Below are 218 nucleotides of genomic sequence, written 5' to 3' on the forward strand. Positions count from 1 at the left end.
TTCGCGTCCAGTTGCAGCGTAACGTCAACGTCGGAGCACTCGTCTACCGCCGTGAAGGTCAGCGTCAGGTCGGCCGTGCACGTTACGCTCGTACCGCCGAAGCATTCTTCCGGCTCGTCTGCCTCGATGACCGGGGCCACCTCGTCGTAGATCTTCACGAACTGCACGTAGCGGAACGCTCCGCGGCTGTCGTCGGCGGCGTACACATCGGTGTCGAT

Annotated in this window: 1 protein-coding gene; it reads right to left on the reverse strand. The window is 62.8% G+C overall.

The features are described from left to right. A partial coding sequence (locus H9S92_RS00150) for a hypothetical protein (RefSeq protein WP_187464707.1) occupies window positions 1–218 on the reverse strand: 218 nt, incomplete at both ends.

It is taken from the genome of Neolewinella lacunae, assembly GCF_014349155.1.
GTDB classification, from domain to species: domain Bacteria; phylum Bacteroidota; class Bacteroidia; order Chitinophagales; family Saprospiraceae; genus Neolewinella; species Neolewinella lacunae.